The organism is Rugosimonospora acidiphila (assembly GCF_039543385.1).
In the GTDB taxonomy this organism is placed as follows: Bacteria; Actinomycetota; Actinomycetes; order Mycobacteriales; family Micromonosporaceae; genus Rugosimonospora; species Rugosimonospora acidiphila.
The window spans coordinates 381,667-399,135 of the sequence record NZ_BAABJQ010000005.1; the positions used below are offsets into that span (position 1 = coordinate 381,667).

14 protein-coding genes and 1 pseudogene are annotated in these 17,469 nt (G+C 71.0%); 11 read left to right on the forward strand and 4 right to left on the reverse strand.

Going from position 1 to position 17,469, the window contains the following annotated elements; translation table 11 throughout:
* Positions 1-34 precede the first annotated feature (34 nt).
* The 7 genes and pseudogenes from ABEA87_RS11790 to ABEA87_RS11820 form a co-directional block, all read left to right on the forward strand.
* Entirely contained in the window at positions 35-2,182 is a 2,148-nt protein-coding gene (locus ABEA87_RS11790; protein WP_345628794.1) for a S9 family peptidase, read from the forward strand.
* A gap of 84 nt (positions 2,183-2,266) precedes the next feature.
* Entirely contained in the window at positions 2,267-2,563 is a 297-nt protein-coding gene (locus ABEA87_RS11795) for a 4a-hydroxytetrahydrobiopterin dehydratase (protein WP_345628795.1), read from the forward strand.
* A 111-nt stretch (positions 2,564-2,674) separates the two neighbouring features.
* On the forward strand, positions 2,675-4,111 hold the full coding sequence (locus tag ABEA87_RS11800; RefSeq protein ID WP_345628797.1) for a TldD/PmbA family protein: 1,437 nt from the start codon (positions 2,675-2,677) through the stop codon (positions 4,109-4,111).
* A 32-nt stretch (positions 4,112-4,143) separates the two neighbouring features.
* Complete coding sequence (locus tag ABEA87_RS11805) at positions 4,144-5,553, forward strand: TldD/PmbA family protein (RefSeq protein ID WP_345628799.1); 1,410 nt, start codon at positions 4,144-4,146, stop codon at positions 5,551-5,553.
* Between the two features lie 365 nt (positions 5,554-5,918).
* Positions 5,919-6,731, forward strand: a complete 813-nt coding sequence (locus tag ABEA87_RS11810; protein WP_345628801.1) for a hypothetical protein — start codon at positions 5,919-5,921, stop codon at positions 6,729-6,731.
* Between the two features lie 12 nt (positions 6,732-6,743).
* A complete protein-coding gene (locus ABEA87_RS11815; RefSeq protein WP_345628802.1) occupies positions 6,744-8,705 on the forward strand; it encodes a fumarate reductase/succinate dehydrogenase flavoprotein subunit in 1,962 nt (653 codons plus the stop codon).
* Positions 8,705-9,460 (forward strand): annotated as a pseudogene (locus tag ABEA87_RS11820) (succinate dehydrogenase/fumarate reductase iron-sulfur subunit); the annotation flags it as partial. The gene ABEA87_RS11815 and the pseudogene ABEA87_RS11820, both read left to right, overlap by 1 nt.
* Positions 9,461-9,476: 16 nt before the next feature.
* Here the strand turns inward: ABEA87_RS11820 and ABEA87_RS11825 are convergent.
* The gene (locus tag ABEA87_RS11825; RefSeq protein WP_345628804.1) at positions 9,477-9,992 is read right to left on the reverse strand and encodes a DUF1990 family protein; all 516 of its coding nucleotides are present in this window, start codon (positions 9,990-9,992) and stop codon (positions 9,477-9,479) included.
* 182 nt (positions 9,993-10,174) lie between these two features.
* Positions 10,175-10,555 (reverse strand): (deoxy)nucleoside triphosphate pyrophosphohydrolase, encoded by a 381-nt coding sequence (locus tag ABEA87_RS11830; RefSeq protein WP_345628946.1) that lies wholly within the window; start codon positions 10,553-10,555, stop codon positions 10,175-10,177.
* Between the two features lie 207 nt (positions 10,556-10,762).
* Here ABEA87_RS11830 and ABEA87_RS11835 point away from each other — a divergent pair, with 207 nt between their 5' ends.
* On the forward strand, positions 10,763-11,077 hold the full coding sequence (locus tag ABEA87_RS11835) for a 4a-hydroxytetrahydrobiopterin dehydratase (RefSeq protein ID WP_345628805.1): 315 nt from the start codon (positions 10,763-10,765) through the stop codon (positions 11,075-11,077).
* Between the two features lie 112 nt (positions 11,078-11,189).
* Here ABEA87_RS11835 and ABEA87_RS11840 read toward each other — a convergent pair whose 3' ends face one another.
* Positions 11,190-11,450, reverse strand: a complete 261-nt coding sequence (locus ABEA87_RS11840) for a hypothetical protein (RefSeq protein WP_345628807.1) — start codon at positions 11,448-11,450, stop codon at positions 11,190-11,192.
* Positions 11,451-11,549: 99 nt separating this feature from the next.
* On the opposite strand from ABEA87_RS11840, the gene ABEA87_RS11845 reads away from it, so the two are divergent.
* Entirely contained in the window at positions 11,550-12,224 is a 675-nt protein-coding gene (locus ABEA87_RS11845; protein WP_345628808.1) for a TetR/AcrR family transcriptional regulator, read from the forward strand.
* Between the two features lie 139 nt (positions 12,225-12,363).
* On the opposite strand, the gene ychF is transcribed toward ABEA87_RS11845, so the two are convergent.
* Positions 12,364-13,449, reverse strand: a complete 1,086-nt coding sequence (ychF, locus tag ABEA87_RS11850; protein ID WP_345628810.1) for a redox-regulated ATPase YchF — start codon at positions 13,447-13,449, stop codon at positions 12,364-12,366.
* Between the two features lie 272 nt (positions 13,450-13,721).
* Here ychF and ABEA87_RS11855 point away from each other — a divergent pair, with 272 nt between their 5' ends.
* Entirely contained in the window at positions 13,722-15,863 is a 2,142-nt protein-coding gene (locus tag ABEA87_RS11855; protein ID WP_345628811.1) for an APC family permease, read from the forward strand.
* Between the two features lie 160 nt (positions 15,864-16,023).
* On the forward strand, positions 16,024-17,343 hold the full coding sequence (locus ABEA87_RS11860; protein WP_345628813.1) for an NRAMP family divalent metal transporter: 1,320 nt from the start codon (positions 16,024-16,026) through the stop codon (positions 17,341-17,343).
* Positions 17,344-17,469 lie beyond the last annotated feature (126 nt).

Here is a 17,469-nt window from a genome sequence, read left to right on the forward strand (position 1 = left end):
CTCACCGGGGCCGTCGGGAGGCCATCATGGTCGGATGGAGTACCCGGAACTGGCGGCCCGTACCCGGCGTTTCTCGTACGGCGCGCCGCGCGCGGTCAGCGTGGCCGCGGACGGCAGCCGTGTGGTCTTCCTGCGATCGTCCGGCCCCGAGGACCCGGTCGACCGGCTGTACACCTTCGAGGTCGACTCCGGCCGGGAGCGCCTGATCGCCGAGCCGGCCGACCTGCTGTCCGGGCGGAGCGCCGACCTGCCGCCCGAGGAGCGGGCGCTACGCGAACGGCTTCGACTGTCGGCGGGCGGCATCGGGTCGTACGCCATCGACCCGGATGCCCGGATCGCCGCGTTTGCCCTGAGTGGCCGGCTGTTCCGGGCCGACCTGGTGTCCGGCACCGTGGCCGAGATACCCACCGCCGGCCCGGTGATCGACCCGCGCCCGGACCCGGGCGGCTCCAAGATCGCATACGTCACCTCGGGCGCGCTCCGGGTCGCCTCGGGCGGGCTGGCCGGCGACGGTGAGCCGGCCGACGCCCTGATCGCCGGCGAGGACGGGATCGGCTGGGGCCTCGCCGAGTTCATCGCGGCGGAGGAGTTCGGCCGCTACCGCGGCTACTGGTGGGCTCCGGACGGTCAGTCGCTGCTCGCCGCCCGGGTCGACGAGAGCCGGGTGCCGCGCTGGACCCTGCACGATCCAGCCGACCCGGCCGCCGCCCCGAACGTGGTCAACTACCCGTACGCCGGGTCGGCCAACGCCGAGGTGACCCTGCACCTGCTGGACCTGGACGGCGGCTGGGTCGACGTGCACTGGGACCGGGAGATCTACCCGTACCTGGTCTCGGTGTCCTGGAGCGAGGTGGGCGGGCCGTTGATCACGGTCCTGCGCCGGCTGCAGCAGCACGGGCTGGTGCTGGCCGTCGACCCCCGCACCGGCGAGACCCAGGTGCACGCCGAGCTGGCGGATCCCCGCTGGGTCGAGCCGATCCCGGGCACCCCGGCATACCTGTCCGACGGCCGGGTGCTGATCGGCGGCGAGCTGGCCCACGACGGGTACGACGCTCGTTGCCTGTTCGCCGACGGCACCCTGCTGACCCCGCCCAACCTGTACGTGCGCCGGGTCTGCGGCCGGATCGGCGCGCCGGACACCCAGCACAGCGGCGAGCTGCTGGTCGAGGCCAGCGAGGGCGAGCCCAGCGAGCAGTACCTGTACCGGGTCACCGCGCACGCCGGCGCGCCGATCGTGGACGCGCACCGGATCGGCACCGGCTCCGGCTGGTTCACCGGGTTCGGCGGCGGGCAGACGCTGGTGGTCGGCGCGCTGGGGCTGGACCACTCCGGGGCGCAGTGGACCGTGTACCGGGACGACGAGAAGATCGGCGAGCTGACCAACCTGGCCGCCACCCCGCCGTACGCGCCGCGCCCGGTGCTCGAACGGGTCACCGACCGCCGGCTGCCCACCGGCGTGCTGTACCCGCGCAACCACGTGGCCGGGCGCCGGCTGCCGGTACTGGTGGACATCTACGGGGGCCCCGGGCATCAGGAGGTGCTCTCCGTCCGGTCGCGCTGGCTGGAGCGGCAGTGGTGGGCGGACGCGGGTTTCGTCGTGGTGGTCGCCGACAACCGGGGCACGCCGGGGGTGGCGCCCAGCTTCGAGAAGGTGATCCACCGTCGGATGGCCGACGTGGTGCTCGGCGACCAGGTGGACGCGCTGCGCGCGCTGGCCGACAAGCACCCGGACCTGGACCTGTCCCGGGTCGGCATCAAGGGCTGGTCGTTCGGCGGTTACCTGTCCGCGCTGGCCGTGCTGCGCCGCCCGGACGTGTATCACGCCGCCGTGGTGGGCGCGCCGGTCACCGACTGGCAGCTCTACGACACCGCGTACACCGAGCGGTACCTGGGGCTGCCCAGCGACGGCTCGGATGTCTACGCCCACCACTCGCTGATCGAGGCGGCCGCCGAGGCGCCGGTCGGGCCGCTGGACGCCCGGCCGATGCTGCTCATCCACGGGCTGGTCGACGACAACGTGGTGGCGGCGCACACCCTGCGGCTGTCCGCCGCGCTGCTGGCCTCGGGCCGGCCGCACTCGATGATCCCGCTGACCGGGGCGACCCACATGGCGGCCGGTGGCCTGGCCGAGCGGCTACTGAGGCTCGAACTCGAGTTCCTGCGCGGCGCCCTCGGGGGGTAGCCGCGCCGCTGGTCCACTGTGGACAGCACGGCCGGATGCGCCGCTCGCCGGGCGGGACGCGCGATGAGCCGGTACCGTGAGCGGATGGCAACCGTACTGTCTGCCGAGCAGCTTTCCACCGCGCTCGCCGACCTGCCGGGCTGGTCCGGCGGCACGGACGGGATCAGCCGCACGATCACCGCCGCCAGCTTCCCGGCCGGGATCTCGTTGGTGACCGCGGTGGCCGACGCGGCCGAGACGATGAACCACCACCCGGATATCGACATCCGCTGGACCGACGTCACGTTCCGGCTGTCCACCCACTCCGAGGGTGGGGTGACCGAGCACGACCTGGCGCTGGCCGCCCGCATCAACGAGCTGGCCGACCTGGCCACCCGGTAGCCGCCAACCGCCAGATGCGCCGGCGTTCGGCGCGATAACCCCTGGTCAACGCCCCATGGGCGGCCGGCCGTCGCCCGGAGGGCACCGCCGCGGCGGGGTAGGGTGGTGATCATGACGCACTTCGACGCCGCCACCGCGGCGGTGCAGGCCGCGCTCGACGCCGGGGCCCGGTACGCCGACGCGCGGGTGATGCACCGCCGGTACGAGTCGATGTCGGCCCGCAACGGCGAGATCGAGGGACTCGATCAGGACGAGAGCGCGGGCATCGGGGTACGCGCCCTGGTCGGCTCCGGCTGGGGCTTCTTCGCGGTACCCGACCTGGGTGACGCCGCCGCCCGCGCCGCGGGCCGGCGGGCCACCGCCATCGCCGCCGCGTCGGCGACCGTGGCCGGCCCGGCCGCCGATCTGGTGCCGGTGCCGGTCGAGTCCGCCTCGTGGAGCAGCGAGTGTCTGGTTGATCCGCTGTCGGTGGCCCTGTCGGACAAGGGCGACCTGCTGGTCAGCGCGACCGGTGAGGCGCACGGCGAGGGCGCGGACGTCGCCGAGGGCCTCTACCAGATCTGGGACACCCACAAGTGGTTCGTCTCGTCCGAGGGGCACCGGATCGACCAGCACCTCCGGGAGTGTGGCGGCGGCATCTCGGCCACCGTGGTCGGTGACGGCGAGACCCAGCGCCGCTCCTACCCGTCGTACCGCGGTCAGTACGGCACCCGGGGCTGGGAGCTGGTCGACGAGCTCGACCTGGGCGCGCACGCCGCCCGGATCGCGCACGAGGCCCGCGAGCTGCTGTCCGCACCGCTGTGTCCGCCCGGCAACACCACCCTGATCCTGGGCAGCGAGCAGATGGCGTTGCAGATCCACGAATCGGTCGGCCACGCCATCGAGCTGGACCGGATCCTGGGCTGGGAGGCGGCGTACGCCGGCACCTCCTGGCTGGACCTGGCCCAGCTGGGCCGGCTGCGCTACGGCTCCGAACTGATGAACATCGTGATCGACCCGAGCGTGCCCGGCGGTCTCGGCTCGTTCGGGTACGACGACGAGGGCAGCCCGGCCGCGGCCCGGTACGCGGTCCAGAATGGACAGTGGGTGGGCGTGCTCGCCGGGCGGGACAGCGCCGCCACCGCGGGACTGGACTACGCCGGCAGCGTGCGGTCGGACGGCTGGGCGCGGCTGCCGATGGTACGGATGACCAACGTCGGGCTCGAGCCCGGGCCGCACACGCTGGAGGAAATCATCGCGTCCACCGACGACGGCGTCTACATGGACAACAACCGGTCCTGGTCGATCGATGACAAGCGGCTCAACTTCCAGTTCGGCTGCGAGATCGGGTGGGAGGTGAAGGGCGGCAAGCTCGGCCGGATGCTGCGCAACCCGACCTACACCGGCATCGGGCCGCTGTTCTGGCGGTCGATGGACATGCTCTCCTCCGAGATCGTGCCGTGGGGCACCCCGAACTGCGGGAAGGGCCAGCCCGGGCAGATCGGCCACACCGGCCATCCGGCCGCCCCGGCCCGGTTCACCGACGTCCGGGTGGGAGTCCGCGCATGAGCGACCGTCAGCGAGCGAAGCGAGGCGGGCGCATGAGCACCGAACTGCTGCGAGTCGATCTGGCACAGCAGGTGCTCGAGCTGGTCCGGGTGGCCACCGGTGGCACGGCACAGGCCGAGGTGACCGTGCAGTGGCAGGCCCTGGCCCTGACCCGGTTCGCCAACTCGTACATCCACCAGAACGTCGCGGATACCACCACCCGGGTGCGACTGCGGCTACACGTGGACGGGCGTACGGCGGCCGGCTCGACCACCCTGACCGATCCCGCCTCGCTGCGCGGGCTCGTGGACCGCACGGTGGCCGCGGCCCGGCTGTGCCCGCCGGACCGGAGCTGGCCCGGCCTCGCTCCGCAGGCGGGGCCGGTCACCGCCGGCACCGTTGACGAGGCGATCGTGGCGGCGACGCCGGACGACCGCGCGGCCCTGGTGCGCGCGTTCGTGGCCGCCGCCGGTGGGCTGGTCACCGCCGGAAACTGCCGCACCAGGCACACCACCGTGACGTTCGCCAACTCCGCCGGTCAGCTGATTGAGGGTGCCGGCACGGACGCGTCGCTGGACGGGATAGCGCGCACCCCCACCTCGGACGGGGTCGCGCGCCGGGCCGCCGGCCAGCTGTCCGATCTGGACGGTGGGCTGCTCGGCGCCCGGGCCGCCGCCAAGGCGCGAGCCGGGGCGGACCCGGTGGAACTGCCGCCGGGCCGGTACGAGGTGGTGCTGGAACCCACCGCGGTGCATGACGTGCTGCGGTGCCTGGCGGTACACGGGTTCAACGGCAAGGCGGTCGGCGATCGACGGTCGTTCGCGGCGATCGGCGAGGCGCAACTGGACCCGTCGGTGACGCTGGTCGACGACCCGGTCTCCCCCGGCGCGATCGGCATCCCGTTCGACGTCGAGGGCACGCCCAAGCGCCGCATCGAGATGGTCAGCGCCGGCGTGACGGCGGCGGTGGCGCACGACCGGCGCACCGCGGCGCAGGCCGGCACGTCCTCGACCGGGCACGCCTCGCCGGGCGAGGGATCCGGCCCGGTACCGGCCAACCTGCGGCTGTTGCCGTCGGATCCGGCCGGACCCTCCGGAGTGGACGCCCCGCCGTCCGAGGTGGACGGTCCGGCTGCCGACTCCAGCGTGGCCGCGATGGTCGCCGGGGTGGGCCGGGGCGTACTGGTGACGGACCACTGGTACACCCGGGTGCTGGACCCGCGGACCCTGGTGATGACCGGGTTGACCCGCAACGGCGTCTGGCTGATCGAGGACGGGCGGATCGTCCGGCCCGTGCGCAATCTGCGCTTCACGCAGTCCTACCCGAGGGCCCTGGAGCCGGGCGCGGTGCTCGGCATCGGCACCCACGCGGTGCCCCTGCCGGCCACCTACGAGGATTCCTCATTCGTGGCACCCGCCCTGCGCCTCGCATCGTGGAACTTCACCGGAGGCGCCTCGGGGTGAGGCGCCCCGAGCGTCTCCAGGCCGAGGAACCGAGGGGTGATCCTGGTCATACCGGGACCCGATCGGGCACCCGATGGACGACCCAGCCCTGTGTGTGAGATGCCGGAATTGTAGCCGTATCTGCCGTTTTGCGGTGGCTATTCATCCGGCCGATTCGCCTCCCCGGTGCCTCCCGGGCGCCCTACAGCCTGCAGTGAGGTAATGCACACCATCGAACGGATGTGAGGTTTTAGCTTCCGTAAAGTACGGTCACGCGCCAGACTCCCTTGCGCGTGGGCTCGGCATACCCCGGCGTAACGTTTGCACCGCACAGTCCGGTCTGTCCGACCCGTTCTACAAGTAGCCCGTCAGGGAGCGAACACACGATGACGACGACGGCAACGAGGCCGGTGGTAGGCCGGCCACGCGCCGCAATCGCGGCGAAGACGTTGCGCACGGACCGATGGTGGCTGGCGCCACTGCTGACGGTCCTCGGCCTGGTCGCCTGGTTAGCCTATGCCACGGTGCGGGTCTTCATGCAGAAGTGGTACTTCCTCGAGGGGCCCGGGTACCACTACCTGACGCCCTTCTACTCGCCCTGTATATCCAACGGCTGCTCCACTCAGGCCGCGGAGTTCGGGCGATTCCTGCCGGCCAACGCGTTGATCCCGTTCGCCGCCCTCACTCTTCCGTTCCTGCTGCTGTTCCGGCTCACCTGCTACTACTACCGCCGGGCCTACTATCGCGCCTTCTGGGCCTCGCCGCCGGCCTGCGCGGTGCCGGACGGCCACAAGACCTACTCCGGCGAGACCCGGTTCCCGCTGATCATTCAAAACGCTCACCGCTACTTCTTCTACGCCGCGGTGATCATCTCGATCATCAACACCTGGGACGCCATCCGGGCCTTCTCCGGCACCGAGCACATCGGCTTCGGCCTGGGCAACCTGATCCTGCTGGGCAACGTTGTGATGCTGTGGGCGTACACGCTGTCCTGCCACTCCTGCCGGCACATCACCGGCGGCCGGCTCAAGCACTTCTCGAAGCACCCCCTCCGGTACCGCTTCTGGATCTTCGTGTCGAAGCTGAACTCGAAGCACATGCTGCTGGCCTGGATCACCCTGGGCACCCTCGCGGTGACCGACTTCTACGTGATGGCCGTGTCGGCCGGCTGGTTCCCGGACCTGCGGTTCATCGGCTGAGGTGAGACAACGATGACTGAACCAAACACGGCGAACCCGAACTCCGCCGATATCGAGCGCCACCAGTACGACGTCGTGGTCATCGGTGCCGGCGGCGCCGGGCTGCGCGCGGCCGTCGAGGCCCGGCTCGCCGGCAAGAAGACGGCGATCATCTCCAAGTCGCTGTTCGGTAAGGCGCACACGGTCATGGCCGAGGGCGGCGCCGCCGCGGCCATGGGCAACGTCAACTCGAACGACAACTGGATGGTGCACTTCCGGGACACCATGCGCGGCGGCAAGTTCCTCAACAACTTCCGGATGGCCGAGTTGCACGCGCACGAGGCGCCCGACCGGATCTGGGAGCTGGAGACCTACGGCGCGCTGTTCGACCGGACCAAGGACGGCAAGATCTCGCAGCGCAACTTCGGCGGCCACGAGTACCCCCGGTTGGCCCACGTCGGCGACCGCACCGGCCTGGAGCTGATCCGCACCCTGCAGCAGAAGATCGTGTCGCTGCAGCAGGAGGACTTCGCCGCCACCGGTGACTTCGAGAGCGGCATCCGGGTCTTCGCCGAGACCACCATCGTCGAGCTGCTGCTGGACGGCGACCGGGTGGCCGGGGCCTTCGGGTACCGGCGCGAGGACGGCGGCTTGGTGCTGTTCCAGGCGCCCGCGATCGTGCTGGCCACCGGCGGCGTCGGCAAGTCCTACAAGGTGACCTCGAACTCCTGGGAGTACACCGGCGACGGCCACGCGCTCGCGCTGCGCGCCGGCGCCACGCTCATCAACATGGAGTTCCTTCAGTTCCACCCGACCGGCATGGTCTGGCCGCCCTCGGTCAAGGGCATCCTGGTCACCGAGTCGGTCCGCGGCGACGGCGGCATCCTCAAGAACTCCGAGGGCAAGCGGTTCATGTTCGACTACGTGCCGGACGTGTTCCGCAAGCAGTACGCGGAGACCGAGGAGGAGGCTGACCGCTGGTACACCGACCCGGACAACAACCGCCGGCCGCCGGAGCTGCTGCCCCGCGACGAGGTCGCCCGGGCCATCAACTCCGAGATCAAGGCTGGGCGCGGTACCCCGAGCGGAGGCATCTACCTGGACATCGCCTCCCGGCGCTCGCCCGAGTTCATCCTCAAGCGGCTGCCGTCGATGCACCACCAGTTCAAGGAGCTGGCGGACGTCGATATCACCAAGCAGCCGATGGAGATCGGGCCCACCTGCCACTACGTGATGGGCGGCGTGGAGGTCGACCCGGACTCGGGCGCCGCCGCGGGCACCGTGCAGGGCCTGTTCGCGGCCGGTGAGGTGTCCGGCGGCATGCACGGCTCCAACCGGCTCGGCGGCAACTCGCTGTCCGACCTGCTGGTGTTCGGCAAGCGGGCGGGCGAGCACGCGGCGTCCTATGTGGACAGCCTCGGCGCGAGCCGGCCGAAGGTGTCCGAGACCGACGTGGAGGTCGCGCGGGACACGGCACTGGCCCCGCTGGAGCGCACCGACGGTGAGAACCCGTACACCGTGTGGCACGACCTCCAGCAGGTCATGCAGGACCTGGTGGGCATCATCCGGCGCAAGGCCGAGCTGGAGGACTCCCTCAAGCAGCTGGCCGACCTGCGCGGCCGGGTGGCCAAGGTGAGCGCCAACGGCGGGCGCAAGTTCAACCCGGGCTGGCACCTGGCCCTGGACCTGCGCAACATGCTGGTGGTCTCGGAGTGCACCGCCAAGGCGGCCCTGGAGCGCGAGGAGTCGCGCGGCGGTCACACCCGCGAGGACTTCCCCGAGATGAGCCCGAAGTGGCGCCAGGTCAACCTGGTCTGCTCGCTGAGCCCGTCGGGTGAGGTGTCGCTGCTGCACCAGCCGGTCCCGACCATGCGCTCGGAACTGCTCGGCCTGTTCGAGCTGTCCGAGCTCAAGAAGTACATGACCGATGAAGAGCTGGCGGGCTACACGGAGACGCAGGTTTCGGCGGCCGGCCCGGCGAAGGATGGTGTGTGATGGGCGCGAACAGGCATTTCCGGGTCTGGCGCGGGGACGACACCGGCGGCACGCTGGAGGACTTCCAGGTCGAGGTGAACGAGGGTGAGGTAGTCCTCGACATCATCCATCGCCTCCAGGCCACCCAGGCACCCGACCTCGCGGTGCGCTGGAACTGCAAGGCCGGCAAGTGCGGCTCCTGTTCGATGGAGATCAACGGCAAGCCGCGGCTGGGCTGCATGACCCGGATGTCCACCTTCGAGGACACCGAGACGATCACGGTCACCCCGCTGCGTACCTTCCCGGTCATCCGCGACCTGGTCACCGACGTGTCCTTCAACTACCAGAAGGCGCGCGAGATGCCGGCGTTCGCGCCGCCGGCCGGCGTCGAGCCCGGCGACTACCGGATGCAGCAGGTCGACGTCGAGCGCTCGCAGGAATTCCGCAAGTGCATCGAGTGCTTCCTGTGCCAGAACACCTGCCACGTGGTGCGCGACCACGAGGAGAACAAGCACGCGTTCTCCGGACCGCGGTTCTTCATCCGAGCGGCGGAGCTGGACATGCACCCGCTGGACGCGAAGCACGACCGCAAGGACTTCGCGGTCGCCGAGCAGGGCATCGGGTACTGCAACATCACCAAGTGCTGCACCGAGGTCTGCCCGGAGCACATCAAGATCACCGACAACGCGATCATCCCGATGAAGGAGCGCGCGGTCGACAACCGGTACGACCCGCTGGTCTGGCTCGGCCGCAAGATTTTCCGGCGGGACCAGATCGAGGCGTAGTAGCGCCTCAGGCAGCGGTGCGGGCGTTCGCCAGCCGGTGGATCGCCGAGCGGTACTTGTCGTTGGCGCGATCCTGGACGAGCGCGCCCAGCGGCCCGGCCGCCCGGACGAACCAGCGATCCGGCCGGCTGAACGCCCGCACCTCGAACCACACCGTTTCGTCCGGCGCCAGCGACACCAGGAAGCCCTCCTCCCCCGTCTCCGGGTGGCCGGGCAGCGTGCCGTACCCGTAGCCGTAGCGCAGCGGCTCGTTGACGAGCCAGACCACCCGTACCGGCGCCCACAGGCGCAGCGGCCCGGCGCCGAAGCCGAAGGCGACCTCGACCCCCTCGGCCGCCATCCCGACGCTCGCGCGCACCCGTAGCCCGGCGCGCCGCTGCATGTCGAACGAGCCCAACGCGTGCACGGCGCCGGCGTAGACCCGTTCGCCCCGGCCGAGGCGGGCGCGGCCGCGGACGTGCCGGTAGCCGTTCGGGAACGCACCGTCGAAGGTCGCCCCAACCTCGGAGTAAGTCAGCTCCACTCTCCGATAGTCGCGCACCCCGTCGACATTCTTTGGACGATCATGGACATTGCCACTGGGCGTGTTGGGCGTGTCCGGCGTGTCGCCCGCGCCGACAACCGGACAGCAGCGCGACGGCACGCCGATGTGACGGCACCACCGGACGACAGCACGGCGGTGGCGGGCTCAGTCGAGCGGCGGGCTCAGTCGAGCAGCGGGCGCAGCGCGGCGGCGATCGGCGCGTCGGCCGGCAGCCAGTCGACGTCGAACAGCTCGTCACGGCCCAGCCAGCGCAGCTCGGAGTGCTCCAGGCACTGGGGAGTCTGGTCGGCCAGCAGCCGGGACTTGTAGACCCTGAGCACCGCGCCGGCGTGCCCCAGCGGGACGTCACCGCCGACCCGGTCGCCGACCTCCACCTTGACCCCGAGCTCCTCCTCGCATTCGCGAATCAGAGCCTCCGGCTCGGTCTCGCCCTCTTCGACCTTGCCGCCCGGAAACTCCCAGCGCCCGGCGACCTCCGGCGGCGCGGCACGGGCACACGCGAGCACCCGGCCCGCCTCGATGATGGCGGCACCGACAATGATCCGCGACATGGGCCGTTCGGTCTGCACGAGGCATCAGCCTGCCAGACAAAACAAGGATTGGGTGTCCTGCGGTGTACCGAAGCTCACCAGACGACTGAATTGTGAGCGTGGACACAGCGTGCCACCCCAGGAACACTAGGAACATCAACAACAACGGTACGGCCACGAAATGGCTACGGGCCGGCAACGACGCCTGGGAGGCCAGCCATGCGTGCGCGGCGTAGGTCAACGAGCGGACATGACTATCTGCACGACGCGCTGACCCTGCTGGCCGGCTGGTCACTGGAGGGGCGGGACATCAAACGTACTCTGCGCATCGATGACGCGCAGCACGCGGCCCTGACCGAGAGGATCAAGGTGGTCGCCGACGCGTTGCAGATGCGGCCGACGGTGCGGCGGCTCGACGGGTACACGCAGATCATGGTGTCCCCCGAGGACGGCGGGGCCCTCACCGCCGGTGAGGTGACGCTGGCCGCGCGCATAGAGGACGCGTACCGCAGCGTCACCACCTCGTGCGGCTGATCGCGACCCACCCCTCACGAACACCCACGGCTCCTTCGCGACGACAGCTTCGCCCCGAGGGACCCGTGCAATGCGCCCGCCGGCTCGCCGCCGCAGGCTCGATGGTGCGTTCTCAGAGCCTGGGCCAGGCCGGCGCCGGCGAGGCGCGATGGCGGTCATCACCGCGGCGACGGTCGCCCGGGTCCGCGGTCTCGTGGCCGCTGGCGTCGAACCGGATCCTGTTCTCCGCCAATACCTCGGGGCGCACGTCCTGGCGGCGCAGTTCGGCCCTCGACGGCGGCGATCGCGGCGGAGCCGAAGTGATGGCGGACCCCGGGATGCTCGCGAAGGCGGCGGCGACGAGCAGTTGAATTCCGGCGACCAGGGTGGCCATGGGAACTCTCCCTGGAATTGCGCTTAGCTCAACTGGCTGGCGACGTGAACCGTAGCCGAGAACTTGAACGCTGTGCAAGACCCTGCGTACAGTGACGCCATGCCGCGCGATGTCCTCACCCGAGACCAGCTCATCCGCACCGCCATCGAGCTTCTGGACGCCGAGGGTCTCGAGGGCCTGAACATGCGCGCGCTGGGCAGACGGCTCGACTCCGCGGCCACGGCCATGTATTGGCACGTCAAGAACAAGGACAATCTCGTCCTGCTCGCGACCGACCAGGTGTGGGGCGAACTCAAGCTGCCCGACCTGGGCTCGGTCGACTGGCGCACGGCGGCCACCGCCATGGCCATCGACCTGTACGAGATGCTCACCCGACACCCGTGGCTGGTCCAGGCATTCGCGGCACACGTCCTCTACGGCGAGGGCAAGGCCCGCCACGACGACCACAGCCTCGCCGTCTACGAAACCGCCGGCTTCACCGGTGCCCAGGCCGACCAGGCCGCCTCCGCCGTGTTCACCTACGTTCTCGGCAACGCGGCCGGCGCCGCCGCGACGGCATCACTCACCCGGAAACTCGCCCGGAACGACGCCACCGGCGAAGAACAGCTTCAGGACGCCATGACCAGGGCCCGGGAAATCGCCGCGCGCTTTCCCCGCCTGAGCACGCGGCTGGAGACGTCGGCGGCGGCCGACTACGCCGCCGCCCCCGACAATGCCTTCGAGTTCGGCCTCCAGGCTCTCCTCGACGGCCTGGAGCGACGGCTCGCCGCCTAGCCCGGCCCGGCTCCGGTTGCGCTCAGACGGGTCAGCGGACAGTCTGTGCTCGCCTCCGCCAAAACTCGGCTCCGGCTGCGCTCAGACGTTGAACAGAGAGTCTGTGCTCGCCTCCGCCAAAACCCGGCTCCGGCTGCGCTCAGACGTTGAACCGGAACTCGACGACGTCGCCGTCCTGCATGATGTAGTCCTTGCCCTCCATGCGGACCTTGCCGGCCGCCTTGGCCGCCGTCATCGAGCCGGCCGCCATCAGGTCGTCGTACGAGACGATTTCCGCCTTGATGAAGCCGCGCTGGAAGTCCGAGTGGATGACGCCGGCCGCCTCCGGCGCGGTCGCGCCCACCGGGATCGTCCAGGCCCGGGCCTCCTTCGGGCCGGCCGTCAGGTAGGTCTGCAGCCCCAGCGTGCGGAAGCCGACCCGGATCAGCTGGTCCAGTCCGGGCTCGGGCTGACCGATCGACGCGAGCAGCTCGCGCGCCTCGTCCTCCGGCAGCTCGATCAGCTCGGACTCGATCTTCGCGTCCATGAAGACCGCCTCCGCCGGCGCGACCAGTGCGCGCAGCTCGGCCAGGAAGTCTTCGTTGCCCAGCTCGGCCTCGTCCACGTTGAAGACGTACAGGAACGGCTTGCCGGTCAACAGGTGGAGCTCGCGCAGCGCTTCGGTGTCGATGCCCGCTTTGGCGGCACCCGCCGACAGCGTGGTGCCCTCGTTGAGCAGTTCGGCGGCGGCCGACGCGGCGGCGACGATGGGCGCCCGGTCCTTGCGGACCTTGGCCTCCTTCTCCAGCCGGGGCAACGCGCGCTCGATGGTCTGCAGGTCGGCGAGGATCAGCTCCGTGTTGATCGTCTCGATGTCACTGGACGGCGAGATCTTGCCGTCGACGTGCACCACGTTGGGGTCGGAGAAGGCCCGCACCACCTGGCAGATCGCGGTCGCCTCGCGAATGTTGGCGAGGAAGGCGTTGCCACGTCCCTGCCCCTTGGACGCGCCCCGCACCAGGCCGGCGATGTCCACGAAGCTGACCGGCGCCGGAACGATCTTGACGGAGTCGAACATCTCGGCGAGCGCGTCCAGCCGGCTGTCGGGCAGCCCGACAACGCCCACATTGGGCTCGATCGTGGCGAACGGGTAGTTCGCGGCCAGCACGTCGTTTTTGGTCAGCGCGTTGAACAGGGTGCTCTTGCCGACGTTGGGCAGGCCGACGATGCCTAGCGAAATGCTCACAACCCGCGATCCTACGCAGGAAATCCGGGACCGGTGAAACGGCGGTCGCCCCGCGCACCGGGGATCGGGCGCGCGATGGCCGCGATGGACGGGAGCCACGATAGGCCGGGGCCGCAGTCGCCAGGGCCGCGATCGGCCGGAGTCGCGGTCGGCCCGCCGTGGGCTGGCCCCGGTCCGGGCGGGTCCGAAAGTCTCTGCGGCGTCCCGTTCGACGCCACGATCCTCGGGTACCGCCTACCGTGCCGCTACGCCGAGCCGGAGGGACGGTACAGATGCGCGAACGGGAGGCCCCGGATGGGAAGGAGCCGCCCGAGTACACCGCCGTCACGTTCAAGCCGTCCGCCGAGCTTCCCCAGCTGACCGAGCACGAACTGGAGGTGCTGGGCGAGGTCGGCCGGCAGTGGGCGCGGGCGCATCGACGGGTACCGCGCAGCGACGGGCTACCGCTCGATCCGGGGCTGGGTCGCCAGCGCCCCGCCCCGCAGCTGGGCCGGTTCAGCCGGCTCGCGCCGATCGGCATGTTCCGTTCGCAGGCGCCGGAGGAGCTGGTGGCCACCGGGGAGCAGCTGCCCGCACCGGGTCGCCTGCGTGCCCAGTCGCGGATCCGGCGGGTGCTGCTCGGTCCGCGGCTGCGCGGTTCCGCCGTGGTGCGGGAGCGGATGCGCAAGCTGGTTGGGCTGCCGGTGCTCTCCTCCGACCTGCTCTCCTCGGTGGCGTACGGACCCGAGACCATGCTCAGCGTCCTGGTGCTCGCCGGCAGCGGCGCGCTGCGCCTGTCCCTGCCGATCGCCGGGGTACTGGTAGTCCTGATGATCACCGTCGGAGTGTCGTACCGGCAGACCATTCGCGCGTACCCACGCAGCGCCGGCTCGTACCTCGTGGCCAGCGAGAACCTCGGCGACCGGTTCGGGCTGGCCGCGGCGGCCGGGCTGATGATGGACTACATCCTGACCGTCGCGGTGTCGGTCGCGGCCGGCGTGAACGCCATCACCTCGGCGCTGCCCTGGCTCGCCCCGGTCGCGATCCCGATGGGCATAGCGGTGATCGCGGTGCTGCTGGCCGGCAACCTGCGCGGGGTCCGGGCCGCGGGGAGGCTGTTCGCCGCGCCGACGTACGCCTTCATCTTCGGCATCCTGCTGCTGCTCGGCTTCGGCGCGGTGCAGGCGGCCCGGCGGGGCTTCGCACCCTTACCACCGCCGAACGCGGCCGCCACCCAGGCGGTGGGCGTCATGCTGGTGCTGCGCGCCTTCGCCTCCGGTGCCTCCTCAATGACCGGCGTCGAAGCGGTGTCCGACGCCGTACCGGTGTTCAGGCCGCCGGAGTGGCGCAACGCCCGCACCACGCTGACCTGGATGGTCTCGCTGCTGGTGGTGATGTTCACCGGCCTGGTCATGCTGATGTACCTGCAGGGCGTCGCGCCGAGGCCGAACCAGACCGTGCTGTCCGAACTCGGCCGGAAGACCTTCCCGGTCGGGCCGCTGTACGACTACCTGCAGGCCTCCACCGCGCTGATCCTGCTGCTGGCCGCGAACACGGCGTTCCAGGACTTTCCCCGGCTGCTGTTCTTCATGGCTCACGACCGGTACGCGCCGCGGTCGTTCCTGCGGCTGGGCGACCGGCTGGTGTTCAGCAACGGCATCCTCACCCTGTCGGTGGGCGCGGCCCTCCTGTTCATCGTCTTCCACGGCCGCACCCGCGCGCTCATCCCGCTCTACGCGGTCGGCGTCTTCCTCGCCTTCACGCTGTCCCAGACCGGCATGGTGCGGCACTGGTCGCGGGTGCGCGGGCCGCACTGGCGCAGGAGCCTGGTGATCAACGCGGCCGGCGCCGTGCTGTCGGCCATCGTGCTGGTCACCGCCGCCGTCGGCAAGTTCACCGCGGGCGCCTGGGTGGTGGTGGCCGGGGTGTTGCTGGTGGTCCTGATCGCGCTGGGCATCCGACGCCACTACGACGCCGTTTGGGCGGCCACCACGCCACGCGCGGCGTGGGGCAGCACCGACCGGCCGCAGGAGATACGCCACCTCACCGTGGTGCCGGTCGCCCGGCTCGACCTGTCCTCACTGTGTGCCCTGGCGTACGCCGCCTCGCTGGGACAACCGCTGTTCGCCGTGCACATCAGCCCGGACGACGAGGAGGACGAACGGTTCCGCCGCCAGTGGAGTTCGTGGGGCGACCACGTACGACTGGAGATCATCGTTTCGCCGTCCCGGGCGGTGGTGGCGAGCCTGGCCAGCTATCTGGAGGCGCTCCACCTGCTGAGGCCGGACATCACGCTCACCGTGGTGCTTCCCGAACTCGCGATATCGCGCTGGTGGGTCCGGCCGCTGCACGGTCACATGCCGGCGCGGCTGCGCCGGGCCCTGCGCGGCCTGCCCGGCGTCGTGATCACCAGCGTGCCCCTGCACGTGCCCTGAGCCGGGCCCGACCCTCCGGAACCGAGCCGCCCTCGGGGCCCTCCACCCGGAATCGCGCCGGACGCCCCCGGTCCGAATCGGTGCGTGACGCGCGGGATATCCGGTTTTGCCGGCCGGAATCGCGGTAACAGCGGGAAAGCGCCGACGTAGGGGGTACCGCGTGTCGGTTCCGGACGGGAACCCGCCAACGGAGGGCGAGCGCGACCGCGGCCGGGCAGGGTACAGCGGCTCGGCCGAGATCGTGGAGCACGACGGGCGGCCGAGCCGGCGCGCCATGTTCAAGTTGATCGGGCCCGGCCTGGTCTCCGGGGCCGCGGCCACCGATCCGACGACCGTGGCCACGCTCGTGGTGGTCGGCGCCACCACCACGTACGGCCTGGCCTGGCTGACCCTGCTGACCTTTCCGGTGCTGGCGGTGGTGCAGACGCTGGCCACCCGGGTCGGCTTCCTGGCCCGGCGCGACCTGCAGCAGGTGGTGACCGACCGGTACGGCCGCTGGCCCACGCTGCTGCTGCTGGTCTCCATTCTCTCGGTGGACGTGGTGACCGTGGCAGCGGATCTGGAGGGCGGCGCCGCCGCGCTCGGACTGCTCACCGGCGCCGGCTGGCGCTGGTTCGTCGCACCGCTGGCCGCCGTGCTGCTCGCGCTGATGTTCATCAACGGGTACGACGAGATCCAGCGGGTGCTCAAGTACGTCCTGCTGTGCCTGCTCGCCTACGGCGTGGCGGCGTTGCTGGCCCACCCGCACTGGGGCGCGGTGGGCCGGGGCACCCTGGTGCCGCACCTGCGGTCGGGCCCGCACTACGTGGCCGGCGCCCTGGCCATCCTGGGCACCACGGTCACCGCGTACACCTATCTGTGGCAGACCCTTCAGCAGGTGGAGCAGCCGGCCGCCCGGCCGTGGCTGCGGATGCGCCAGGTCGACGCGGTCTCCGGAACCGTCCTGGCCGTCGCGGTGTTCTGGTTCATCCTGGTGGCCAGCGGAGCGACGCTGGGCGTCGGCCACGAGCACGTGACGTCGGCCGAGACCGCGGCGGCGGCGCTGCGCCCGGTCGCCGGCGAGTTCGCCAGCGCGCTGTTCGGCATCGGCCTGCTCGCCTCCGCGGTGATCGCGGTGCCGGTCATCACCGCCAGCGCGGCGTACGCCGTAGCCGCCGTCTTCGAGTGGCCTCGGGGACTGTCCAGCAAACCGGGCCGGGCCTCGAGCTTCTACGCGGTGCTGGGCGGGGTGATGGCCGCCGGGGTCGGGCTCGGGCTGGCCGGGATCAACCCGATCGAACTGCTGTTCACCGCGAGCCTCGTGGCCGGGGTCGCCACACCGGTGGGCCTGGTCCTGCTGGTAATGGTGGCCGGCGACGCGTCGCTGCTGGGCGGGGTGCGCACCGCCCGCTGGCTGCTGGGCGCCGGATGGGCGGTGGCCGTGCTGGTCGCCGCGCTGGCGGTGGCCTTCCTCGCCCAGCAGGCCAAACTGATCGACTGACCCTCCCCGGGGCGCCGGCGGCCCTCGCCCAACGGTGTTGACACCGCGCGGAGGGCCACCATAGCGTGAGCCTACTTATCCGGTTCAGTCCTGGTCTCCCGCCATGGCGTGGCGCGCCGCCACCCG